This window comes from Paraburkholderia sp. RL18-101-BIB-B (genome assembly GCF_046026985.1).
In the GTDB taxonomy this organism is placed as follows: domain Bacteria; phylum Pseudomonadota; class Gammaproteobacteria; order Burkholderiales; family Burkholderiaceae; genus Paraburkholderia.
Genome location: NZ_JARESV010000015.1, coordinates 42,931 through 63,238, shown reverse-complemented (window position 1 = coordinate 63,238; position 20,308 = coordinate 42,931). Strand labels below are relative to the sequence as shown.

Below are 20,308 nucleotides of genomic sequence, written 5' to 3'. Positions count from 1 at the left end.
CTTTGCCGAAGGAATAAAGCCGCCACGCCACGCGTTCAATAGGCGCAATGATCATTGGTCTCTCAGAGAGGTGCGGCCATGAAATCTGTGCTTAAGTCATTGGGCATCGTCGTGGGCGGCGCAGCATTGGTGGGTCTTATCGCAGCGTGCGGCGGTTCCGATTCGGTCAATAACCAATCGTTTACGTCGACGGCACTCGTATCGGACGGCGCGGTCGCGGCGGCGCATACGGACCCGAATCTGAAAAACGCGTGGGGCGTTGCGTTCAATCCGAAGGGTTTCGTCTGGGTAGCGGACAACGCCACCTCGCTGGCGACACTCTATGACGGCAACGGCACGCCACAATCGCTTGTCGTCAGCATTCCGAATGGAGTCAACGGGCCGGCGAATCCGACCGGCATCGTGTTCAACGGCACGACGGACTTCGTCGTGACCCAAGGCGGCAAATCGGGCGTAGGCGCATTCATCTTTGCCGGCGAAGGCGGCACGATTACCGCGTGGGCGCCGGCCGTTGCGCCCACCACCGCCTTCGTCGTATTCGACAGCGGCAGCAGCGCCGCGGTCTACAAGGGCCTTGCGCTGGCCAGCAACGGCGGCGCCAACTTCCTCTACGCCACCGACTTTCACAACAACAGAGTCGACGTCTTCGACAAGAACTTCGCGAAGGTTTCAACACCGGGCAAGTTTCAGGACACGTCGCTTCCGGCAGGCTTTGCGCCGTTCGGCATTCAGGCAATCGGCGCGAAGCTCTTCGTGACCTACGCGAAACAGGATGCGGAGGCGCACGACAACGTCGACGGCGCCGGCCTCGGCTTCGTCGATGTCTTCGATACCGCGGGCAACCTCCTGCAGCGTTTTGCCTCGGGGGGCGTGCTGAATGCGCCGTGGGGCGTCACGCAGGCGCCGGCCAATTTTGGACGGTTCAGCGGCGACGTGCTGATCGGCAACTTCGGTGACGGCACGATCAACGCCTTCGATCGGGCGAGCGGCCAGTCGCTCGGCGCCATCAATCTGCCCGACAACACTTCGTTCGTGCAGGACGGCCTGTGGGGGATCGCGTTCGGCAATGGACTCAGCAATCAGCCGGTGAACACGCTGTTTTTCGCCGCAGGGCCGAATGACGAAGCGAACGGCGTCTATGGTCGTATCGACGTGAAAATGTGACGAGCGGAGGCGCGGTGCGGCGCTCACCGTAATGCGTATGTGACTGACGCGGCTAGCTCTTCACGCCGCGCAGCGCACACGCGGACAGCATCGCGAGCCGCTCCGCGCTCAGCATCCTCGCGATCCGCTTGACCGCGTGGCGCACGCGCCCACGCAGGTGCGCCACGCGCATGTGGCGCCAGAAACGATCCGGCGCGAAATCGTCGAAACGCGCTTCTCTTTCGAGCAGTGCCTTGCCGCCAGGCAAATGAACGAACGAACAGCAGCGGAACCAGCGCAAGTCGCGATAGTTGTTGCCGGGCCAATGGCGCCCTACCGCCTGATACGCGCCGACTTCGATCAGCACCTGTCCTTCGTCGCTGAGCGCATTGAGCGCGGCCGAGATGAACGCTTCGTCGCCGTGATGCCTCAGGTGCTCGCTTTCGCTGAGATAGCGCGCGTAACTGGCTCGCGCGCGCGGCACCAGACGGCGCAGCGAAGCGGGTGTCGCGAGTAGAAATTCGCCGCCGTACCAGCGCGGATTCATCAAGCGCTGGTCCGCAACGATCTCCAGATCCGCGACCACGCGTTCGCTGCCGTAGGCCGGAAACACCTGATCCGAAATATCGAATACGCCGAGGCCGGCTTGCGCGCATCGTTCGATCAGATCGTGATCGAGCGGCAGCAGCGCCACCATATCGGCGTCGAGCAACAACATCATCGTGTCGGCGGGCAAGGTCTCCGCCACCTGGTCCATCAGATCGAGTTTGAAATGCGCGGCGTAGAACGGCATGTTCTTCGGCAGCTCGATCGTTGCGGCGAGAGGCGTCACTGCCGGACGATGCTCGGTCGGCATGCCCGCGAGCCGGCGCGCGACCAGGTCCGGCGCGTTAGTCATGATGGTTAAGGTCGGCATGCCCACGCGCCGCAAGCTGTTATTCAGGCAGATCGCCTGGCTCACATACGAGAGCGGATCGCGACTCGTCGAGTTGGGCCCCGGTTTCGCATCGACATCGACATAAACGAGAGTGCACGGAAAAAGATTCACATTGCTCCTCGGCACGCGTGAGCGACAGATCGCCTTTTGAGCGCTGCCGTTACTGTCGGAGGTGGATCCACATGTTCTTGCCTGGGGCACGGAAGCCCCCACAAGGTGCGCGGCATTTGAAATTGCGACTCGTGCCATCGTGGCGTCACATTCGAGCCGGGCACGCTGATCTGCGGCGATGGAGTCGGATGAACCGGGGCGCAGGCATCAGGTATGGTCTATCGTTTCACGTCCTTGCATTGCCTTTCCGCCAAAACGCAGAGAGACATGACGTGGTGAGTGTCGCAGGTTCATGTGGACCATCGGCATCGCGCAATAATTGCGGATGCGTTATTAAGGCAGCGAAGAACTTACTTGTGAGCGATTCCGTCGATGTGCTGACGATTGGCAGACACGTCATTTGCGTACCCGGGCGCTCGCAACTTTACGACAGACGACAGCGTTATTCCGCCGCATCCGGTTCATCTCCGTAACGCATGCCATGTGATGTGAGCAGACGGTAAAGCGTGGTGCGTGAGATGCTGAGTTCGCGCGCGGCATCGCCGGGGCGGCCGCGATGACGTAGCAGTGCGAGTTCGATCGCCTGCCGCTCGGCGGTTTCGCGTGCCTGAGCGAGCGTCACGGGTACGGCCGTGGTATAGCTCGATAGTTCCAGGTCGTCCGCCGTAATGGTGCGTGCCTCCGACATCACGATGGCGCGCCGAACCCGGTTGATCAGTTCCCGCACGTTGCCAGGCCAGTCATAGCGATGCATCGCCGTGATCGCGTCCGGTGCAAAGCCGTAGACGCGGCGGGTCGCGTCCTTGCGGTAACGGTCGAGCGTGTATAGCGCGAGCAATTCGATGTCCTTGCCGCGCGCGCGTAGCGGCGGCTCGTCGATCCTCAGTACGCACAGGCGGTGGTACAGGTCCGCGCGAAAGCAGCCGTCTTCGATCGCCGCTTCCATATCCACATGAGTTGCGGAGATGATGCGTACGTCGACATCGATCGAGCCACTGCCGCCCAAACGATTGATGGTGCTCTCCTGCAGAAACCGCAGCAGGCTCGACTGACTCTCGAACGGCAGATCGCCGATTTCGTCGAGAAACAGCGTGCCGCCATTCGCCGCTTCGACGCGACCGACCCGGCGTTGATTCGCGCCGGTGAATGCGCCGCGCTCGTAGCCGAACAACTCGGACTGCAACAACTGCGCCGGAATCGCGCCGCAATTGATGGCGACGAACGGTGCGTCACGGCGCGGCGAACGCGCGTGGATCGCCGCCGCGGTCAGTTCCTTGCCGGTGCCGGATTCGCCGGAGATGAAAACCGGCGCGTTGTTGGTCGCAACTTTGCGGATCGAGCGGTACAACGCGAACATCGCGTCGCACGTGCCGATCATCTCGCCTTCAGCGGTGGACGTGTCGACAAAGGCCGGCTCGCCGAGCGAAATCATGCCGCAAGCGTGGCCCACGGTGTCGACGATCCGCTCATTCGCAGCGGGGAGCGTCACGTAGTCGAAACAGTAGTCGCGCACCAACCGGCGTGTGCTTGCGTCGTCGAGGTGTGGGGCGGCCGCCATCGCCACCCAGCCGATGTTCGGCATGGCGAGACACGCTTGCAGCGCGGCAAGCTGACGTGGTTCGAACACGCTCGACAGATCGACGAGACCGCCGGCCAGCGCGCCGTCATGCGCGATTTGCCGAACCTCGCGCACCGAGCCGATGACCTCGACGTCCCACTCGCGTTCCCGAAAGCTCGCCAGCAATCCTGGCACGGGATCGCGTGTGAGATAGATGACGCGCCGCGTAATGGCCTTCGTTTTCTGCATCGTCTTTTTTGCTTGTCCCTCAGCACCTGCCCTGAACCGTATGGCGAAGAGCGCGTCGCCGCTTGTTGTGCGGGTGATCCGTGCCACCGCCCAATCATACGTGCTGACACGAAGCTGAAAACACGGCCTGACCAAATTTAATGGTTGATCGAGATGACGAACAATGCAATGTCTTGTCTCATGGCGACACGCGGACTCGCGGACTCGCCGAGCTTCGCGCCGTCGACTAGATTCCCGACGCCAAACGTCGCGGCCGCGTTGAACTAGCGCCGCGGTTGCCGCAGCGGCCGAAAGAACTGGCGAATTTCGGCGGCGAGCAGATCGGGCTTTTCCATCGCGGCAAAATGTCCACCGGACGGCATGTCGGTCCATTGCAAGACATCAAAGGTTCTTTCGAGCCAACTGCGCGGCGGGTGATTGATCTCCTTCGGGAAGTGCGCGAAGCCGACGGGTGGCGCGACGCGTTGTCCTTCGGCAAAACGCATCGGTTGCAAGCGGTTTTCCCAGTACATCTGGATCGCTGGGCCAATGCACTGCGTGTACCAGTAGAGCGAAATGTTGGTGAGCAGTTCGTCTTTCGAAAACACACGCTCCACGTCGCCTTCGCAATCGCTCCACGCCCGAAATTTCTCGCCGATCCATGCAGCCAATCCCACCGGCGAATCGTTGAGCGACGCCGCGAGCGTCTGCGGCTTGGTGGTGTGCATGTGCGCATAACCGCCTTCGAGCGCGGCCCACTCGTTCTTCTCCCGCAGGAAATTTTCCTCGGCCGGCGTGAGCGGTTTCTGCGCCGCGCCGATGGCCGGCTCATACGAGCTCGGCAGGAAGTTGAGATGAATGCCGTCCACGGCTTGCGGATGCCGCGCGGCGAGCGCGATCGACACACCGGCGCCGAGGTCGCCGCCTTGCGCGCCGAAGCGCTCATAACCTAGGCCTTGCATCAGCGAGGCCCACAGATCCGCCACCTGAAACGCGGACATGCCGGGCTGCGCGGGCGCCTGCGAAAACGCGAAGCCAGGCAGCGACGGCACGACGACATCGAACGCATCGGCAGGATCGCCACCGGATGCGGCCGGGTCGCACAAGCGGTCCAGCAAAGCGTGGAACTCGAAGAACGATCCGGGCCAGCCATGCGTGATCACGAGCGGATAAGGCGCCGGGCCTACGCCACGCCGATGGACGAAATGCACGCGCTGCCCCTGTACATCGGCGAGAAATTGCGGCTGCTGATTCAAGCCGCGCTCGGCCGCGCGCCAGTCGAAATGTTCGGCCCAATACGACGCCAACTCGCGCAGCCACGCGGAATCGGCGCCCTGTTGCCAGGCCGGCGACGGCGTCGCCGGTGCCCAGCGGGTCGCGCGAATACGGCGGCGAAGATCATCGATATCGTGATCGGCAATTGCAATCTGAAACGGTTGTGTCTGCATGGCAACTTGTCCGGTACGGGGTGTTGGTTGACGTGCGCAGCTACCTCTAACAGCAAAGTCCACGCTCAGCTCAGGCAGCGAACAAGCACGAGGCAATCTGCATGGTACACAACGGCGCATTTTCTGTTCCGCGTTCTGAAGACCGCCATGCTTCAAGCGCTCGCTGCGCTGCCCGCTGCTGCGCATCGCATCAAACGATAGCGTCGCTCGCACCCAGATCGGCGACCACGCCGATCGCGATGGCGGTCGCTTCCGAGATCGGCGGCATTCCATCCTTGACCGCCGTGCTCGTCATTTCGACCGTGTATTCGGCGCCGTAGTTGACGCCCGCGCCATAGGTGCGTTGACGTGCCGCGTTGAAGGTGGAGTCGCCGCTCGCGACCGCGCCGCTGCTGTTGGTGCTCGAACCGCCGCCGTTCATCTGCAGGTAGCCTGCCGCGACCGCGACCTTCAGGCCGCCGAACACATACGATGCGCCGATGCTATACGCGCGACTGTCCGCGAAGCTCCCCGCCGCATTCGAGAAGCCATACAGCGCGCCGACCTTGAAGCCGCCGTAATCGACGGTCTGGAACTTGACGGCGTTGTTGATACGCACCGAGTTGTTCAGGTTGTCGTTGTCGTACGGATACGAGGCGAGCGTGCCGCCGTATTGCGTGCCGTTCAGCGCGAGCGGGCCGAGATAGTCGACCACGCTGTCGTACTGGCGGCCGAGCGTGACCGCGCCTTACTGGTCGTTCGACAGGCCGACGAATGCCTGGCGGCCGAACTCGCGGCTGTTCTGACCCAGCTTGCCGGTCGAGAGGTTGAAGCCGTTCTCGAGGACGAAGATCGCCTTCAGTCCGCTGCCCGGATCCTTCCGAGCCGCGCAGCGCGCAAAGCAAATTGATTCCGGCCTGAAAGGCGCTGCTCTGATTGCATCGAGGCACGCGAGAGCCGATGACTGGATAATGAGGCTTGCCTTCCCTTACCCACCGAGAGGAGTTTGCCGCGATGTCTGCCTATGAATTCAAAGTGCCGCGCGTACTGTTGACGAACGACGACGGTATCGACGCGCCCGGCCTCGCCGTGCTCGAAGCCGTTGCCGCCGAGCTCGCGCACGAAGTCTGGGTGGTCGCGCCCGAGCACGATCAGAGCGGCACGTCGCATTCGATCAGCCTGCATTCGCCGCTGCGCGTGAGCCGCCAGGGCGAGCGGCGTTTCGGCGTGGCCGGCACGCCCGGCGATTGCGTCGTGATGGGCGTGCGCCACCTGATGCGCGACACGCCGCCCACGCTGATTCTTTCCGGCATCAATCGCGGCGGCAATCTCGGCGTGGAAACAATGTTTTCGGGCACCGTCGGCGCCGCCATGACGGGCCTGCTGCTCGGCTTGCCGTCGTTCGCGCTGAGCCAGACTTTCAGCAACCGCGACAACGTGTGCTGGGACACCGCGCGTGCGCTTGCGCCGGGCGTGATCCGCCAGTTGCTCGCCATCGAGCATGCCGCGCCCACCTGTCTGAACATCAACTTTCCCGATGTCGATGCGGCGCTTGCCGGTCCGCTCACGCCGACCCGCCAGGGCGTTGGACTCGTCGAAGATATCGACGTGTTGCCGCAAGTCGATCCGCGCGGCATGGCCTATCACTGGTTGCGCTTTCAACGCGGCACACGCGCAAACGATCCCGATAGCGAAACGGCCGTGGTGGCTTCGGGGCGCGTGTCGGTCACGCCGCTCGCCTTCGATCGCACCGACGAACCTACCTTCGCGCGTCTCACGGCTTCGCTGAGTTAAGCCTCTGGTCAGCCTTTGCCGATCGCCAGTTTGCGCAGCCTCACGGACGCGGCGCGCCGGTGAGGCTCGGCGCCCCGCCTGGCCCCGCGGGATCGGGATTGCCGAACGCGGGAAGGCCGCCGGTCTCCCGGGCGCGGGCGAGCTCCGCGCGCACCTGCGAGCGTGTCTTCGGGCCGTCGTCCGTTTTCACCCCCGTGGCGGCGGACGGCGTGGACTGAACCAACGGCGGTGACGGCAGCGTGGCTTGCGTGGTCAGGTCGGCTTGCGGCAGCGCTGGCACTATTGATACCGCTGGCGGTTTTTGCTCCCGCTGTTGGACCGGCGGTGCCGGCACGCCGACGGGCGCGCTGCTCGTGCTCTGCATCACCTTGAGCCCGGTCTGAATCGACGCCGGTTGACTTGCCATAGCAGGTCCACCGGTAGCTGGCGTTCTCACGTCCGGCACGCTATTGCTGTCGAGGCGTGCCACCAGCTTGTCCAACGCCGCCTGACTCTTCGCATAACTCGATGAACGGTGCGTGCGCTCGCGGCCCTCACGCGACCGCGCATGTTTCGTCGAAGACATCCGTGCTGGCTTCGCGGCAGGTTGCGGCGTCTTCTCGACTTGCGCCGCGTTCACTGCACGCTGCTCGTTATCCGTGCGCGTCTGCACTTCCTTTTGCAGCGCGCGAACCTGATCGTCATCCTGATGGGCCGAATGGACCGCGTCCAATTGCGCCTGTGCGGCGGCAAGATCGTTGCGTTGCAGGCTATTGCGCGCCGCCTGCAGGCTGCCGGCCATCGCACTGCTCGAATCGCTGCGAGCGGTGACCGGACCGGATATGACCGCACCGCTGATGGTGTCGCCGCGCGTGCGGTAAGCCGGCGTGTCACCGCGCGCCGAGCCGAATTCGTCCGTCGACGTCCAGGGTTTGCTGGCGTGCGAAACATACGCGGCGATTGCAACAGCACTGACGACGAGGCCCGTGAGAACGATCTTCCTGGGTTCGCTATGCATGACGTCTCCCCCTTCCAGCCGTGGTACGTGCGCGTCCGCGGAATCAAGTCACGTACGATGTCGCACGCGAACTGGATGCGCCCATTTTCTATTTATATTCTTCAGGCGTCGAATCGTCCGATTGTGCCTGCCTCGTTGGCCGAAAAAGCCAGCTCCGAGGCACGCTTTCCGTTGGCGACTATTTGGAACTGCGAAGCAGTGCCGGAGCGCAGCGCGCACGCCTAGACGAGCGGCCCCTCTTCCTGCTTCCCACGCATCGCAACGGCAATCGAACTGCCGACAATCAACGCAATGCCGAGCAGCGACATGGCGCCGATCGTCTCGCCCCATGCCACATAGCCGAACAGTGCCGCCCACACGATGCTCGTGTAGTTGTACGGCGCGAGCGCGCCGGCGTCGGCCTGGCGAAACGCCATGGTCATCAGCAATTGTCCGGCGGTGGCGAAGCCACCCAGCAAGGCCATCACCGCAAGCGCATGGAGCGAAGGCGTGCGCCATGCGAAAAACAGCGACGCGCCGGTGACGATCGTGCCGATCACCGTGAAATACAGCACCGTGGTGCCCGAATCGTCGGAGGCGCGAATGCGCTTGATCTGAATGATCGATAGCGCGCCGAAGAAGGCGCTCGACATCAGCAGGACCGGACCGAGCCAGCTCGAATGCGAGCCGTCGGGGCGCACCACGAACAGCACGCCGACAAAGCCGACTGCCGCGGCCACGGCATCGCGCGGCTTCAGCGCCTCCTTCAGCAACAGCGGCGCGAGCACGATCACCAGCAAAGTTTCCGAGTAGACGATCGCCACCGCTTCGCTAAGCGGCATGTACGGCAAACCGGCGAAGAAGAGACCCGAGGCGCCGAGCAACGTCAGCGCGCGAATGGTCTGCCCGCGCACGTCCATATGCCTGATCCGCTCGACGATCGGCTTGCCGCGCAGGCACACCGCCACGGCGGGCAGCAGGCCAAACAGCATGCGGAAGAACGTCACCTCGTTAGCCGGATAAGCAAGCGCCACGGATTTGGCGAGCGCATCGACCAGCGCGAAACAGAACATCGACACGAGGATCAGCGCAACGCTGCGCAAGGGCGCGGCGCTCGTGCGGACAGCGGTGATGGGCGGCATGGAGTGTCCTGGGAGCGAGCAAAACGACGCTTCGCCCCGGTTTTGCGTGCCGGCTACGCGGCTCGCAATGTTGGAAAAACGGATTATGCCTGCGGCTCCGTGAAGGATCGACGGGCGCGCAAGACATTGACCCGGTCCGCCTCGCATTCGCCACCGGTTTCCACTTCGCCTAGCGCAATCTTTGCCGTTCAACAATTCGGGGTAAGTACGGATACAGGTCCGTCAAACTAATAATATTATTCATATCTATTTCCATCTTCATAAGGCTACGACTCACTGCCTCTAGCCCTATGCAGAATTAATAATAATTATGACCATCAATTAAGCGGGGACATCAGGAGATACAGGTGCGCAATTACCTTGTGCTTGCGGCGCTCGCCATGCTGGGCGCTTGCGGTGGCAATGACGGTTCGCCGAACGCGTCAGCGTCGGCGGACAAGCAGGTGGCCGCAGTCGATTCCTCTGCCGCTTCGGCAGCTTTGGCGGCCTCGGCGGCCGACACGGCCAACGTCGAAAGCGAATTCAAGGCCGCGAAGGCCATTCCGGTCGGCATGAAGACGACGACCCCGCCGCTCGTGATCGCCGACCCCACCCTCAACCTTCCGCCCTACACACCGCCGGCGCCCCCCGCGCCGGTCTCCACTACCACCCTTTCGTTCGGCGACCTCACGAACTACCTCGCGCCGGGATCGACCCAGGGCTGGGCGCCGGGCGCCACCAATTCCACCATCACCATTCCCGCACCGGCCACCAACGGCACCGGCGCGGGCGACAAAACGGTGGCGCTCGCCAGCACCTACGCGAGCGCGTCGTATGAAGCGGACGTGACGGTCAGCGCGCCGGTCGGCAGCGGCGCCGCGAACGCGGGCTTTATCGTGCGCGTCACGAACCCGACGGCCGGCGGCCCCGACAGCCTGACCGGCTACTTCATCGGCCTCGACACGGGTACGCATTCGTTGGTGGTCGGCCGTCAGAACAACAGTTGGACCAACTTCATCTCGTATCCGGTCAGCACGATCGTCGGCGGCAGCACGCACCATCTGAAGGTCACGACGAGCGGCACGGCCATCACCGTCGACCTCGACCAGCAGCGCGTGATCAGCGTGAACGACGCCACCAACGCCCTGCCCGCCGCCTTCCAGTCGGGCAGCTTCGGGCTGCGGCGCTTCGGCGTCGGCGCGACCTTCAGCAACATCACGATCCGCACGTATCCGACCGTGACATCGCCGAGCTACGATTTCTCGAAGGTGGTCGGCGCGGTCTACACGCCTTCCAACGCGGTGAACGCGATCGACTTCTGGGAGAACTACGATCCGGAGATCGTCAATCGCGAACTGACGTACGCGCAGACCTACGGCATGAACACAATCGCGGTCTATCTGCATTACCTGGTGTGGGCGAACGATCGTGTGGCATTCCTGAGCAAGTTCGAGAACCTGCTGAAAATCGCCGCGCGCCACGGCATCAAGGTCTCGCCGATCTTCTACGACGACTGCTGGAACCCGACGCCGCAATTCGGCCCGCAGCCGGCGCCGGTCTGGGGCGTGCACAACAGCCGGTGGGTGCAGTCGCCGGGTACGCCGGTGGAACAGGCGTATTTCCAGCCGACCGCGTCCAATTCCGCCATCACATATAAGGCGAGTCTCGCGAGCTACATCACCGACTTCGTCGCGCCACACCGCAAGGACCCGCGCATCATCTTCTGGGAAACGATGAACGAACCCGGTTGCAGCGACAATGGTGCATTGCAGGAAACCCGCGCGGCGCTGATGAACGATGCGCGCATCGCCATCCTGAACGCGGGCGCGACGCAGCCGATCAACGCGCCGCAAGTGCAGGAGGACGAAGGCACGTACTTCTCCGACTTCTATGCGTTCCATCCGTACGGCAACCCGTACACGGGTCCGGCGAACGGCAGCAATGTCAGCGCGCTGAATTCCGAAACGCTGCAACGCGGCTTCCCCGGCACCACGGGTCAAACCATGCCGGGCATCGTGTCGAACTACGGCGGCACGACGGGGTTCATCGTGTGGGAGCTGATGATCGGCCGCACCAACACGCGCTTCCACTGGGGCCAGGTGCCGGGCGCGCCCGCCACGATCGAACCGGCGACGCCCTTCCAGGGGACGATCTATCCGGACGGCCATCCGTGGCAGACCTCGGAGACGCAGGCGCTGACAGGTGGCTTCAACGTGAAGCTGCCGGTGCTGCAAGTCGGGTACTACAACGATCCGACGTTCGCGAGCGCGCCCGTCAAGACTTCGATTACGCCGTTGATCGACTTCGATCTGAACACCGAGCGCGGCACCGATTCGCCTGACGCCTCCGCGGGCATCAACGCGACTCACTACGGTGTGCGCTGGACCGGGGCGATCCAGGCGGCGCAGGACGGCCTCTATACGTTCTCGATCGACAGCGACAACGTTGCGCGCCTGTGGATCAACGGCGTTAAGATCATCGACAAAAAGACCTCGACGCAATCCACCGTAAGCGGCAAGACCTGGCTCGCCGCGAAGCAACGCGCGTCGATCAAGGTCGAGTATGTGCACGGCACCGGTGCGGCCAGCATGCATCTGCTGTGGTCGAACCCGGCGGCGAGCAATCCGAACACGCTGCGGATCGTGCCGTCCGATTCGCTCGTGACGTCGAACTAGAGGAAGTCGAACTCAGCGGGCCGGCAGCAAAAGTAAAACCGCCGGCGCGGCTGGTTGTGCAGTGCAGCGGCATGCGCATCTCGCGCATGCCGTTTGCATAGCCGTTTGTAACGCCCTGTAATTTGTGCGATGCTAGCCACGCCCTGGTCATCCCAAGAAGAAACCGTGGGCGCGAGGCAGACCAATCCTGTTGTCCATTCCTCTGGAGGAGACATGATTGAGTCATCGCAATTGCGCAGCTTCGGGCGCGCCGACATCGCATCTCGCACCTCTTTCCGCACCACTGAATCCATCAGGCTGCACCGCATAGCGGCCGCTTCAAGCTTCGTTTTCCTGATCAGTCTCGCCGGCGTCTGCCACGCCGACACCCAGGTCGGCGGCACGCTTCCGCCCGCGCCCGACAAACTCTACGGCGACCTCTTCGTGGCCGTGCAAACCGCGCAGATCTATCCGGACCAGAAGACCTTCGTCGATGCAACGCCGAACGCCGATCCCGCCACGATCGTGCAGTTGTACGAGCAACAGAAGAACACTGCCGGTTTTTCGCTGGCGAACTTCGTCAACCAGTACTTCACGCCGCCGAGCGAGCCGGTCATCACGCCGCCCGCCAACCAGACGCTGCGTGAACACATCAACTGGCTATGGCCCGCACTGACCCGCACCACCACGAGCGCGCCACCCAACAGCTCGTTGATCCCGTTGCCGAAACCGTATGTGGTGCCGGGCGGCCGGTTCCGCGAAGGCTACTACTGGGATACCTATTTCACGATGCTGGGGCTGCAGGAATCAGGCAACGAAAATCTCGTCGACGACATGCTCGACAACTTCGCGTACGAGATCAAAACCTTCGGCCACATTCCAAACGGCAATCGCACGTACTACCTCGACCGTTCACAGCCGCCGTTTTTCTCGCACATGGTGGAACTCGCCGCGAAGGTGGAAGGCCACGGCGTCTACCAGAAGTACCTGCCCGCGTTGCGCAAGGAATACGCGTACTGGATGCAGGGCGAGAACACCACGCAACCCGGCTCGGCCACGCGCAATGTCGTCGTGATGCCGGATCGCACGGTGCTCAACCGCTACTGGGATGAGCTCGACACGCCGCGCGACGAATCATATCTGGAGGACATCCAGACCGCGAAACAGGCGAGCGGCCGCAATCCGAACGATGTCTACCGCGAATTGCGGGCGACCGCCGAAAGCGGCTGGGATTTCAGCTCGCGCTGGTTCGGCGACAACATGACGCTCGCGACGGTGCGCACCACGTCGATCATTCCGGTCGACCTGAACAGCCTGATGTTCCACCTCGAGATCACCATCGCCAAGGGTTGCGGCGAGACGCGGGATTTCCGCTGCGTCGGCGAATTCGCGCAACGCGCCGCGAAGCGTGCGCTCGGCATCAACCGCTATCTGTGGAATCCCAACGGCTATTACGGCGACTATGACTGGCAGCTCGCCAAACCGCGCGACAACAAGACCGCGGCGATGGTGTTTCCGCTGTTCGTCGGCGCGGCGTGGCCGGATCGCGCGCTGAAGACGGCGAAACAGGTGCAGTCGACCTTGCTGCAACCCGGCGGCCTCGTCACGACGACCTACAACACGACGCAGCAATGGGACGCGCCGAACGGCTGGGCGCCGCTGCACTGGGCGGCGCTTCAGGGCTTGAAGCGTTATGGCCAGGACGCGCTCGCCCAACAGATCGGCACGCGCTTTCTCACCGACGTCAAAGGCGTCTATGCGTCCGATCAGAAACTGGTCGAGAAATACGTGGTGGAAGGCGCGGGAACGGGCGGCGGCGGCGGTGGCGAATATCCGTTGCAGGATGGCTTCGGCTGGACCAATGGCGTGACGCTCAAGCTGCTCGACCTGTATAGCCCAGGCGAGTGAAGCTGCACGAAGGGCGGTCGTGCGGTCGTGGCAGGTCATGAATACTGTATAAAAACACAGTATAATGATTTGCCCGAGCCGCCCTTCGTTTTCTGACCGGCGGCGCCCAGCCCACGTCGGAATCATGGTGTCCCAGCAAGCCCTCTTCGCGCCCGAGCCCGTCGCTCTCCTCCATGACGAGGAAGGCGGCATCCGCTATCTACCCGAGTCGATCCCGGCCGACACGGCCCAGGCGTGGTTCGACGCGGCGCTGCGCAATGTCGGCTGGCTCAGTCAGCAGCGCATGATGTACGAGCGCGAGGTCGCCGTGCCGCGTCTGCTCGCCACCTTCGCGCGCGAAGCAGACGATCTGCCCGCGCCGTTGGGCGAAGCATTCGAAGCCGTGCGCGCGCTCGTGGGCGCGCCGTTCAATCGCGTCGGTCTCAATCTCTATCGCGACGGCAGCGACAGCGTCGCGCTTCACAGCGACAAGACAGAGAAGCTGGTGCCCGCCCAGCCGATTGCCATCGTCTCGCTCGGCGCGACCCGGCGCATGTCGATCCGGCCCAAGGCTGGCGCCGGTGCCGGACGAATCGTGCATGTCGAACTGGAGCCCGGCAGTTGTCTTGTCATGAGCTACGCGTCGCAATTTACCCATGAGCACGGCATTCCCAAACTTGCGGGCATGACGGAGCCGCGCATCAGCCTCGCGTTTCGATGCTTCAGCGGCTGACGAGCGAGAAGCGAGTCAGAGCAGCGTGACCTTGCCCGTCGCCAGATCGTAAACGCCGCCGACAATCTTGACCCTGCCGCTCTTCACGTATGGCCCGATGAGCGGTCTGGATACGATCAGCCGGTTGGTATTCAACTTGACGTTTTCGATCGTGGCTTGCTCGACGAGATCCTCGCCGTGGCCCACTTTCGCCAATTGCACGGCGGGTTTGAGCGCACGGACCAGTTCCGGCAGATGGCCGGGCAAACGCGTTCCGTCCTTCAGCGCCTTGACCGTGGCGGTTACCGCGCCACACTGCGTGTGCCCGAGCACCATGATAAGCGGCACGCCGAGAATCTCGACGCCATACTCGAGGCTCGCGAGAATATCGTCGTTGACGAAATTGCCTGCCACGCGCACCACGAACAGATCGCCCGGCCCCTGATCGAAGGCGAGCTCCGGCGCGACCCGCGAATCCGCGCAGCCGACGATGGCGGCAATCGGATACTGCGCCGAGACACGCGCCGCGCGGTCAGCGGAATAGTCCTTGTTTGAAGGGGTATTCGCGGCGTAGCGGGCGTTGCCCTGCATCAGGCGGTCGAGCGCTTCAGCAGGTGGAATCGAATTCGGCGCATTGCCGGACGCGGGCTGCGCCGCCACGGCAACGTGCCGCGACAAACCCGCCAGCGTGATCGACGACGCACCAGCCAGCAGCAGATTGCGCCGCATGGGGGAAGACAGATGACGGCCCCACATGGCTCGCCTCCTATGTCATGAGCAACGCCCCAGCGGTGCCGTTCGAACGGGCATGAGCCGTGAAAGTTGGTCGCGCACGCGACGCCTCATCGTGCGCCTCTCACGTTCAAACATCAATCAAGTTAGACGGCGTAAATGTCCGGGTTGTCCGCCAGCGGCAAAAACTTGCCGGTAGATCCGTCGAGCGCGAGCATCGCACCGCTTTCGATATCGAAGATCCAGCCGTGCAGCCGCAGCGTTTTGTTCGCGAGCCCGACTGCCACCGACGGATGCGTGCGAATGTTCGCAAGTTGCGCAATCACGTTGTCTTTGACCAGGGCTTCGAGACACTCCGCGTCCGAATGGTAAGTGCGTGATGCGTTGATGGCCTTGGCCGCATCCGCGTGACGCAGCCAACCCGCCACCGCCGGCAGATGGTCGAGGTTTTTGCACGTCGAGATCGCCGTCATCGCGCCGCAATTCGAGTGGCCGCAAATCACGATATCGCGAACACCCAATACAGCCACCGCGTACTCGACGGTCGCCGACACGCCGCCCGGCTCCGGACCATAAGACGGCACGATGTTGCCCGCATTGCGGATCACGAACAGCGAACCCGGCTCGGTCTGCGTCAGCAGCTCCGGCACGACACGGCTGTCCGAGCACGTCACGAAAAGCGTACTGGGACTTTGCGCCATCGACAAACGCTTGAACAATGCGCTCTGCTGCGGAAAGACTTCTCGTTGAAAGCGGATGAAGCCTTCGATGATTTCCTGCACGGTTGTTCTCCAGATAAATCAAAGAATGAGCCTGCGGTGCCCGCGACAATACGAAAGCCGGGAGCACGCAGGCGATCTATTCGCGCGACTATACCGCAGCCGCAACCACGAACTCGACGAACCTGCAGGCGCGAGCAGCAACGAGGCGCCTTCATCACGACATCTTCATGCCTCACTGAAGCGCAACAAAAAAAAGCCCCGGCTGTTACCAGCCGGGGCCAACTCTCTCGCTCGCACACCGGAAACCGTGCGTGCATGACTACTTTACCGATACCGACGAAGCCTATCTATACGCCGCGCTGGAAGAGTCCTTTCCAACGTGGCCCAACACACACTACGTCGGGCCCGTCGAATCAACGGCTATACATTGCGTTCCAGTCCGCTGCGGACACAGCCGGGCGGCCACTTTGCGACGAACCCACCACGCTGCCGCCATAACCGCTGGTCTCGCCGTTGCGCGCGGCGACGCGCGCTTGCGCGGCCTGAATCGCTTCCGGATAACGCGTCTGATCGCCGTCGCCGACGTGATAGCCGGCCTGTTGCAGTTGAACCAGTTCCGCGCGCACCTGCTCGCGCGTGATGCGGGAATTCGATTGGGCGAATACGGTGGCCGAAGCAGCCAGCGATGCAACGATAACGACGGCCTTGATCAGGGACTTCATGATGGAAACAACCTCCGGGAATTGATGGTCAGCGACACTTCGAATCACTCTCCGTGCAACCAGTGAACTCAATATAGGCGCCGATTCCTCAGAGAATAATGGCCGCCCGTCGAAGGGATTGTTCCTGAATCTGGAGAAATCACGCTTAGAAGCGCGTGCGGATCCCCACCGTGCCGACCACCTGATTGCCCGTCGACGACGCGCCGCCCGCCGTGTTGATAAACGCGGTGTAGCCCTTGCCGCTCACGTGCTGGTACATCGCTTCGGCATACACGTCGGTGCGCAGCGACAGCGCATAGACGGCCTGCAGGTTCACCTGATTCCATTTCGGCTCGGAGCCGAAGCTCGACGTGCCGCCCACATGCGCGTTCGTATACGTGTAGGCCGCGCCGAGACTCAGCGCCGGCGTCACGGTGTACTTGCCGTTCACCTCGTAGTTGTCGAAGCGCATCGAACCATGCGTGGCGCCGAACGACGCGGTGTTCTGGAACTGGCTATGCGTATAGACGAAGCCGGCCGTCACGGGACCGAAGCCATAGCTCAACGCGGCGCCGGCAGTGCGTTGCACATCGGCGCCGAGCTGGAAGCCGCCCGTGCCGTTGGCCGCGGATTCGCCGAGATCGACCGCGCCGGCCGTATTGGTAGTCGAGTTCGAACCGTTGATCTGCAAATAGCCTGCAGCCGCCTTGAACGGACCGTTGGCATAGCTCACGCCGGCGCTATAGGCACGATTGACCGCAAAGTCCGTGTTGTTCGAAAACGCATACATCCCGCCGAACTTCAGACCGGCATAATTCGCGCTCGTGTATTTCACGGCGTTGCTCATGCGCACAGAGTGGTTCAGATTGTCGTTGTCGAACGGATGCGCGAACCCGGTATCGCCGAAGGTGCCCGCCGTGCCCGAGAGCGGCGCGACGAAGTCGACCAGTGAGTCGTACTGGCGGCCGAGCGTGAACGTGCCGTACTGCTTGCTGCTCAAGCCGACGAATGCCTGACGGCCGAACAGCCGGTTATTCTGGCCGAGCTTGCCGTTCTGCACGTTGTAGCCGTTCTCCAGCACGAAGATCGCCTGCATTCCGCCGCCGAGATCCTCGGCGCCGCGCAAGCCGAAGCGGCTGCCGTTGATGTTGCCGCTCGTCGCCTGAACCAGCGGACCCTGCGAGTTGCCCTTCTTCACGTTGTTGGTGTACATCACGCCGGCGTCGATGAGGCCGTACAGCGTGACCGAACTTTGCGCATGCGCGGTGGCGGCGGCGAGTCCTGCGAACGCCGCGACCGCGGCGGAAATCTTTTTCACGTCAATGCTCCTGCGTAGCTGAAATGTCAGGTTGAACAGCGACGCGAGTATAGAAACGCGGGCATTCGAAAACGAATGCCCGTGGCCTGGAGCAGTCCTTTATGGAATCTGGAAGAATCGGTCATCTAAACGCAGCAATCGCGATGCGCTGCGCTTTGACGAGGTGTTTTGGAAGGTAAAGACGCGCGGCGATGGGTGTGCGCGAAGTGAACGGGTTGCGTGTGAACAACAACCGTCGAGTGGCTTGCGAGCCCGGCGCGCGCGCCGGACTCATCGTCAATCAGAAACCGGGCCGCTCAGGCCCTGTTGAAATCGCCAGTCTCGAGTTCCACGGACTGTCCCCCGTTTTTTTCGAGGACCCGGCGTGTAGCGTTTTCAATCCGCGTGCGATTCGCCTCGAAGGTATTGACAAGGTTGTGGGCCGATGGGCCGTCGTTGCCGAAATGGTCGTTCAGCGCATCCAGCGACACGCTACACCAGACGTCGGCCCCGTCGACATTGGCTTCGAAGGCGACGCGTGCCGCTGCTACGACTTCACGGCGTCCGGTGAATTCGATCCTCATGATGACCCTCCATTTGTCGAAAGAAAGCTTCGAACGCGCAAACGCTGTGCCAAGGCGGCGTGGTCCGCAAGGCCGCCCAGGGTCAGCGCACATTCTCAGCAGGGTGCATACTCGACACCGGCCGTCCTCGTACGGTCGTGCTGATGCGTCACGGTGTGCCCGCTTATGGCCACGCCGCCCGACGTGCCTTATATCCTAATACTAACTCCTGGCCCATGTCCCGCAACCCGCAATCGTCGCGTCCTCTCGTCATTGCCGCCGTGATGGCGTCCATGGCGATGGTCGCCATCGAAGCCACCATCGTTTCCACCGCCATGCCTCAGATCGTCGCGCAACTCGGCGATCTGCATCTGTATAGCTGGGTCTTCTCGTCGTTCCTGCTCACCCAGACCGCGATGACCGTGGTCTTCGGCAAACTCGCCGACCTGTATGGCCGCAAGCCGATCGTGCTGGCCGGCATCGCGATCTTTCTGATCGGCTCGGTGCTGGCCGGCTTTGCCTGGTCGATGCCGGCGATGATCGCGTTCCGTCTGATTCAGGGCGTCGGCGCGGGCGCGATCCAGCCGGTCACGCTGACCATCGTCGCCGACCTCTATCCCGCGCGCGAACGTGGCAAGGTGCAAGGCTATCTCGCGAGCGTCTGGGCAATTTCCGCGGTGGTGGGTCCGATGGTCGGCGGCTTCATCATTCACAACATGTCGTGGGCCTGGATCTTCTGGATGAACGTGCCGATCGGACTCGCCTCCGCGGCCGGCTTCATCGCGTTCCTGCGCGAATCGGAACGGCATGCGCGCCCTTCGATCGATTTCGGCGGCGCGGCGCTGTTCATGGCGGCAATCGCCGCGCTCATGATGGCGCTCACTTACGCCGGCGACGACCAGGTCGCGCAAGCCTCGATGGCGGGCGGAGCCTTCGTGCTGTGCGTGCTGCTGTTCGTGTGGCAGGAGCGCCGCGCGGCTGAACCGATGATCTCCTTCGCGCTGTGGAGCCGCCGGCCGATCGCCGCCTGCAACGGCTCGACCTTGCTGTCCGGCATGATCCTGATGGGCGCCACCACGTTCCTGCCAATGTACGTGCAGGGCGTGCTGCATCGCTCGCCGGTGATCGCCGGCCTTGCGTTGACGATGATGATGGTGGGCTGGCCGACCGGCGCCACGTTCGCAGCGAAGTCGTTTCATCGCCTCGGCTTGCGGCGCATTCTGATCGGCGGCAGCACGTTCATTCCGCTCGGCGCGGTGCTGCTGCTGTTCCTGTCGCCCGGCGGCTCGCCGCTCGTCGCCGCGTTCGGTTCGCTCATCATGGGCTTCGGCATGGGCACGTCGAGCGTCAGTTCGCTGGTGCTGATTCAGGAGATCGTCGGCATGGACGAGCGCGGCAGCGCCACCGCGTCGAACCTCTTCTCGCGCAATCTCGGCAGCACGTTGGGCGCGACGCTGTTCGGCGCGGTGCTCAACTTCGGGCTTAGTCATTCGAATGGCGCGGCCGTGGTCACCTCGGATCAGTTGAGGGCGCTGCTGCAGAATCAGGCCGTCAATCTCGGCGAGAGCGACATGATCCGCGCGGTACTGCATCAGTCGCTGCACCTCACGTTCATCTCGCTCTTCGTCATCGCGATCTTCGTGGTCGCGCTGCTGTTGTTCGTGCCGTCGATCAGCATCGGGGCGGAGAAGAAGATGCCGCTCGAGGCGTTGTCGCCGCTGGAAGATTGAAATGCGTGGTGAGCG

At 62.9% G+C, this 20,308-nt stretch carries 17 protein-coding genes and 1 pseudogene; 7 read left to right on the top strand and 11 right to left on the bottom strand.

Annotated elements, in window-relative coordinates:
* The first annotated feature begins 78 nt into the window (after positions 1-78).
* The gene (locus P0D73_RS21805; RefSeq protein WP_408432818.1) at positions 79-1,164 is read left to right on the top strand and encodes a TIGR03118 family protein; all 1,086 of its coding nucleotides are present in this window, start codon (positions 79-81) and stop codon (positions 1,162-1,164) included.
* Between the two features lie 52 nt (positions 1,165-1,216).
* Here P0D73_RS21805 and P0D73_RS21800 read toward each other — a convergent pair whose 3' ends face one another.
* The 3 genes from P0D73_RS21800 to P0D73_RS21790 all read right to left on the bottom strand — a co-directional run bounded on the left by P0D73_RS21800 (position 1,217) and on the right by P0D73_RS21790 (position 5,425).
* Positions 1,217-2,191 (bottom strand): hypothetical protein, encoded by a 975-nt coding sequence (locus P0D73_RS21800; RefSeq protein ID WP_408180944.1) that lies wholly within the window; start codon positions 2,189-2,191, stop codon positions 1,217-1,219.
* 442 nt (positions 2,192-2,633) lie between these two features.
* Positions 2,634-3,998, bottom strand: coding sequence for a sigma-54 dependent transcriptional regulator (locus P0D73_RS21795; protein WP_408290729.1), 1,365 nt, complete (start codon positions 3,996-3,998; stop codon positions 2,634-2,636).
* A 263-nt stretch (positions 3,999-4,261) separates the two neighbouring features.
* Positions 4,262-5,425, bottom strand: a complete 1,164-nt coding sequence (locus P0D73_RS21790) for an epoxide hydrolase family protein (RefSeq protein WP_408180946.1) — start codon at positions 5,423-5,425, stop codon at positions 4,262-4,264.
* Between the two features lie 101 nt (positions 5,426-5,526).
* On the opposite strand from P0D73_RS21790, the gene P0D73_RS21785 reads away from it, so the two are divergent.
* Positions 5,527-5,745 (top strand): LrgB family protein, encoded by a 219-nt coding sequence (locus tag P0D73_RS21785; protein ID WP_408180947.1) that lies wholly within the window; start codon positions 5,527-5,529, stop codon positions 5,743-5,745.
* Here P0D73_RS21785 and P0D73_RS21780 read toward each other — a convergent pair.
* Positions 5,652-6,284: pseudogene (locus P0D73_RS21780) on the bottom strand (porin); the annotation flags it as partial. The gene P0D73_RS21785 and the pseudogene P0D73_RS21780 sit on opposite strands and share 94 nt — an antisense overlap.
* A gap of 134 nt (positions 6,285-6,418) precedes the next feature.
* On the opposite strand from P0D73_RS21780, the gene surE reads away from it, so the two are divergent.
* Positions 6,419-7,198: a 5'/3'-nucleotidase SurE gene (gene surE, locus P0D73_RS21775; RefSeq protein ID WP_408432816.1), complete on the top strand. Its 780-nt coding sequence runs from the start codon at positions 6,419-6,421 to the stop codon at positions 7,196-7,198.
* Positions 7,199-7,238: 40 nt separating this feature from the next.
* Here surE and P0D73_RS21770 read toward each other — a convergent pair whose 3' ends face one another.
* Together P0D73_RS21770 and P0D73_RS21765 are read right to left on the bottom strand one after the other, a co-directional pair.
* Positions 7,239-8,195, bottom strand: coding sequence for a DUF4148 domain-containing protein (locus P0D73_RS21770; RefSeq protein ID WP_408314484.1), 957 nt, complete (start codon positions 8,193-8,195; stop codon positions 7,239-7,241).
* A gap of 221 nt (positions 8,196-8,416) precedes the next feature.
* Entirely contained in the window at positions 8,417-9,316 is a 900-nt protein-coding gene (locus P0D73_RS21765; RefSeq protein ID WP_408314482.1) for a DMT family transporter, read from the bottom strand.
* Between the two features lie 347 nt (positions 9,317-9,663).
* On the opposite strand from P0D73_RS21765, the gene P0D73_RS21760 reads away from it, so the two are divergent.
* The 3 genes from P0D73_RS21760 (at position 9,664) to P0D73_RS21750 (ending at position 14,569) form a co-directional block, all read left to right on the top strand.
* Positions 9,664-11,970 (top strand): PA14 domain-containing protein, encoded by a 2,307-nt coding sequence (locus tag P0D73_RS21760; protein WP_408432814.1) that lies wholly within the window; start codon positions 9,664-9,666, stop codon positions 11,968-11,970.
* 213 nt (positions 11,971-12,183) lie between these two features.
* Positions 12,184-13,857: an alpha,alpha-trehalase TreA gene (gene treA, locus P0D73_RS21755; RefSeq protein WP_408314480.1), complete on the top strand. Its 1,674-nt coding sequence runs from the start codon at positions 12,184-12,186 to the stop codon at positions 13,855-13,857.
* Positions 13,858-13,981: 124 nt separating this feature from the next.
* A complete protein-coding gene (locus P0D73_RS21750; protein WP_408432812.1) occupies positions 13,982-14,569 on the top strand; it encodes an alpha-ketoglutarate-dependent dioxygenase AlkB family protein in 588 nt (195 codons plus the stop codon).
* A 15-nt stretch (positions 14,570-14,584) separates the two neighbouring features.
* Here the strand turns inward: P0D73_RS21750 and P0D73_RS21745 are convergent, their stop codons facing one another.
* The 5 genes from P0D73_RS21745 to P0D73_RS21725 form a co-directional block, all read right to left on the bottom strand.
* Complete coding sequence (locus P0D73_RS21745; RefSeq protein ID WP_408180954.1) at positions 14,585-15,304, bottom strand: carbonic anhydrase; 720 nt, start codon at positions 15,302-15,304, stop codon at positions 14,585-14,587.
* Between the two features lie 122 nt (positions 15,305-15,426).
* On the bottom strand, positions 15,427-16,062 hold the full coding sequence (locus tag P0D73_RS21740) for a carbonic anhydrase (RefSeq protein WP_408180955.1): 636 nt from the start codon (positions 16,060-16,062) through the stop codon (positions 15,427-15,429).
* Between the two features lie 353 nt (positions 16,063-16,415).
* Positions 16,416-16,724 carry a DUF4148 domain-containing protein gene (locus tag P0D73_RS21735; protein WP_132377319.1) on the bottom strand — a complete coding sequence of 103 codons (309 nt, stop codon included), beginning with the start codon at positions 16,722-16,724 and terminating at the stop codon, positions 16,416-16,418.
* A gap of 145 nt (positions 16,725-16,869) precedes the next feature.
* The gene (locus P0D73_RS21730; protein ID WP_408180956.1) at positions 16,870-18,021 is read right to left on the bottom strand and encodes a porin; all 1,152 of its coding nucleotides are present in this window, start codon (positions 18,019-18,021) and stop codon (positions 16,870-16,872) included.
* Positions 18,022-18,317: 296 nt separating this feature from the next.
* Complete coding sequence (locus P0D73_RS21725) at positions 18,318-18,584, bottom strand: DUF1488 family protein (RefSeq protein WP_132377321.1); 267 nt, start codon at positions 18,582-18,584, stop codon at positions 18,318-18,320.
* A 215-nt stretch (positions 18,585-18,799) separates the two neighbouring features.
* On the opposite strand from P0D73_RS21725, the gene P0D73_RS21720 reads away from it, so the two are divergent.
* On the top strand, positions 18,800-20,293 hold the full coding sequence (locus P0D73_RS21720) for an MDR family MFS transporter (RefSeq protein WP_408432809.1): 1,494 nt from the start codon (positions 18,800-18,802) through the stop codon (positions 20,291-20,293).
* Positions 20,294-20,308: the final 15 nt, after the last annotated feature.

Coding starts and splice junctions, on each gene's coding strand:
- P0D73_RS21805 (WP_408432818.1), top strand. CDS start 79: ATGAAATCTGTGCTTAAGTCATTGGGCATCGTCGTGGGCGGCGCAGCA.
- P0D73_RS21795 (WP_408290729.1), bottom strand. CDS start 3,998: ATGCAGAAAACGAAGGCCATTACGCGGCGCGTCATCTATCTCACACGC.
- P0D73_RS21790 (WP_408180946.1), bottom strand. CDS start 5,425: ATGCAGACACAACCGTTTCAGATTGCAATTGCCGATCACGATATCGAT.
- P0D73_RS21785 (WP_408180947.1), top strand. CDS start 5,527: ATGGTACACAACGGCGCATTTTCTGTTCCGCGTTCTGAAGACCGCCAT.
- surE (WP_408432816.1), top strand. CDS start 6,419: ATGTCTGCCTATGAATTCAAAGTGCCGCGCGTACTGTTGACGAACGAC.
- P0D73_RS21770 (WP_408314484.1), bottom strand. CDS start 8,195: ATGCATAGCGAACCCAGGAAGATCGTTCTCACGGGCCTCGTCGTCAGT.
- P0D73_RS21765 (WP_408314482.1), bottom strand. CDS start 9,316: ATGCCGCCCATCACCGCTGTCCGCACGAGCGCCGCGCCCTTGCGCAGC.
- treA (WP_408314480.1), top strand. CDS start 12,184: ATGATTGAGTCATCGCAATTGCGCAGCTTCGGGCGCGCCGACATCGCA.
- P0D73_RS21750 (WP_408432812.1), top strand. CDS start 13,982: ATGGTGTCCCAGCAAGCCCTCTTCGCGCCCGAGCCCGTCGCTCTCCTC.
- P0D73_RS21745 (WP_408180954.1), bottom strand. CDS start 15,304: ATGTGGGGCCGTCATCTGTCTTCCCCCATGCGGCGCAATCTGCTGCTG.
- P0D73_RS21735 (WP_132377319.1), bottom strand. CDS start 16,724: ATGAAGTCCCTGATCAAGGCCGTCGTTATCGTTGCATCGCTGGCTGCT.
- P0D73_RS21725 (WP_132377321.1), bottom strand. CDS start 18,584: ATGAGGATCGAATTCACCGGACGCCGTGAAGTCGTAGCAGCGGCACGC.
- P0D73_RS21720 (WP_408432809.1), top strand. CDS start 18,800: ATGTCCCGCAACCCGCAATCGTCGCGTCCTCTCGTCATTGCCGCCGTG.